This is a genomic window from Nocardia miyunensis NBRC 108239 (assembly GCF_001613065.1).
GTDB classification, from domain to species: Bacteria; Actinomycetota; Actinomycetes; order Mycobacteriales; family Mycobacteriaceae; genus Nocardia; species Nocardia miyunensis.
In genome coordinates this window covers 1-2,287 of record NZ_BDBQ01000051.1, presented here as the reverse complement: position 1 = coordinate 2,287, position 2,287 = coordinate 1, and the positions used below count along the sequence as shown (strand labels likewise).

The following is a 2,287-nucleotide window of genomic DNA, read 5'->3' as shown; positions in this document are numbered from 1 at the left end:
CCCGCAACCTCACTTCCGGAACACCCTGCAGTGCTCCCCAATGGCACACCGACGCGAACGCACATCTGTCCCAGCATGGCGTCCAGCGGTCGGGGCTCACTTCGAATCTCAATCAGACATACGTGTTCAAAGGAGTTATCCGTCGCTCGGGCCGATCTTGTTACATGGACCCGACCACGCTCGCCGGCCACGGCACGGCCCTCCGTCGAACCTCACTGATGAACACCGAACCAATCTACCGTCCGTATCCCGTGTAGGACCAAAAAGGTTCATAGCAACAACACATCAGATCAGCTCATGGTGTTCGTCCCCACGCCGACTCCCGTTGGAAGATGGTAGCGCTCACGATTCCGCAGCACTGCCGCCGGACTCGGCCGTCTGTGACGCAGCCGATGATTCACCACCGCACCGCACTGTCCATCGGCTCATTCGAGTGCGAGGCGACCTGCGACGATCGACTCCGCTCCCGGGCGGGGTCGTACAGATGCGATCGCGCGCACTCCGCGGGGACACCCACCGCACCGCCGACCAGGATCACCGCGGCCTGCCGCAGCCCCGCCGCGGCGACCCGGTCGGCGATATCGGCCAAAGTGCCGCGCAGAACCAGCTGTTCGGGCTGACTCGCGCGATAGATCACCGCCACCGGACAGTCCGCACCGTATTCGGCGACCAACTCCGCTGCGATCGGGCCGATCCGGGTGATCGCCAGATGCAGCACCAGTGTGGCGCGGGTGCGCGCGAAACCGGCCAGCGCCTCGGATTCGGGCATGGCGGTCGAGCGCGCCTGCGTCCGGGTGAGCACCACCGACTGCACCAGTTCCGGAACGGTCAACTCGGCCCCCAGCACCGCGGCCGCCGCGGCGTACGCGGGCACTCCCGGCGTCACGTCCCAGGCGATTCCGAGCGCATCCAAGCGCCGGGTCTGCTCGGTGAGCGCGGAATACAACGACGGATCCCCCGAGCACAGCCGCGCCACATCCCGCCCCGCGGCATCGGCCCGAGCACAGTGCTCGATGATCTGATCCAGGTCCAGCCCCTGCGTATCCACCAGTTCGGCCTCCGGCGAGCACTGCGCCAGCACCTCCGGATCCAGATACGTCCCCGCGTACAGACAGACCGGCGACTCCCGGATCAACCGCACCGCACGCAGCGTCAGCAGATCAGCGGCCCCGGGTCCCGCCCCGATGAAGTGCACGGTCATGCGGGCGAGTGTAGGCGGACCGCGACATCGGGTCGAACAGCCACGGACCCGCACAGCCCTGCTGGATGTGCAACGTCACACCTGAGCCACCGCCCCTGCTGACGCACCCGTTCCCGGCGAGATCACTCTGAAACGGACCACCCTGACCGCGACTGCTTTCGTCATACTTCAAAATCCCCAAATACCTTCTTACACAACTCTTTTCGATATTTACCAAAGTTCGTCATCCGCCGAATCACCGACTACCTTTGCGCCCCATGGGGACCATTCCGTCGAATCCACACGACGCCTTCTTCCGGCACGTCTTCACCCGCGCCGCCGAAGCCGCGTCCGAGCTGCGCGCGGTGCTGCCGAAAGAGGTTGTCGCAGTGGTGGATTGGAACACACTGCGAGTCTGCAAGGACAGTTTCGTCTCCGTCGAACTGCGCGACCGCCGCAGCGACATCCTCTTCCACGCCCGCATCGACGGCCACGACGGCTACATCTACGTCCTGGTCGAACACCAGAGCGGAGTGGACGACTTGATGGCCCTGCGAATGCTCGAGTACACGATCAACATCTGGAATCACCACCTCCGAACCCATCCCAAGTCCAAGCGCCTACCCGTGGTGATCCCGCTGGTCGTCTACGCGTCCCGCACCAACGAGCGCTGGGATGCTCCCCTGGACATCGCGGCCCTGCTGGATACCGGCCCCGACCCGGACGCCCTGGGCGATTCCCTCCCCCATTTCCGCTACCAGGTCGACGACCTCACCGCCGTCGACCTGCCGACCCTGCTCCACCGCCCACTCACCCCCGTGATCCGCACAATGCTCGTCCTCCAGAAAGCCGCCCCCGGCAACCCCCACCTCACCGACACACTCTGGACCTTGCTGCCCACCCTGGCCACAATGTTCCAGGGCCCCCACGGCAACCACGACCTCCACGCCGTCCTGACCTACATAATTAAAGTTGCCGACACCCCGTTCACCCAGATAAAACCCATCATCGACCTACTCGGACCCGCAGCCCAGGAGGCCACCATGACAACCGGCGACATGCTCCGCGCCGAAGGACGCGCAGCAGGACGGGCGGAAGGACGGGCGG

Annotated in this window: 2 protein-coding genes; one reads left to right on the top strand and one right to left on the bottom strand. The window is 65.1% G+C overall.

Annotated elements, in window-relative coordinates; translation table 11 throughout:
• Positions 1-397: 397 nt before the first annotated feature.
• Positions 398-1,201 (bottom strand): precorrin-4 C(11)-methyltransferase, encoded by an 804-nt coding sequence (gene cobM / locus NM2_RS22230; RefSeq protein WP_067672111.1) that lies wholly within the window; start codon positions 1,199-1,201, stop codon positions 398-400.
• A 257-nt stretch (positions 1,202-1,458) separates the two neighbouring features.
• Here cobM and NM2_RS22225 point away from each other — a divergent pair.
• A partial coding sequence (locus NM2_RS22225) for an Rpn family recombination-promoting nuclease/putative transposase (protein WP_067672108.1) occupies positions 1,459-2,287 on the top strand: 829 nt, incomplete at its 3' end.

Coding starts and splice junctions, on each gene's coding strand:
- cobM (WP_067672111.1), bottom strand. CDS start 1,201: ATGACCGTGCACTTCATCGGGGCGGGACCCGGGGCCGCTGATCTGCTG.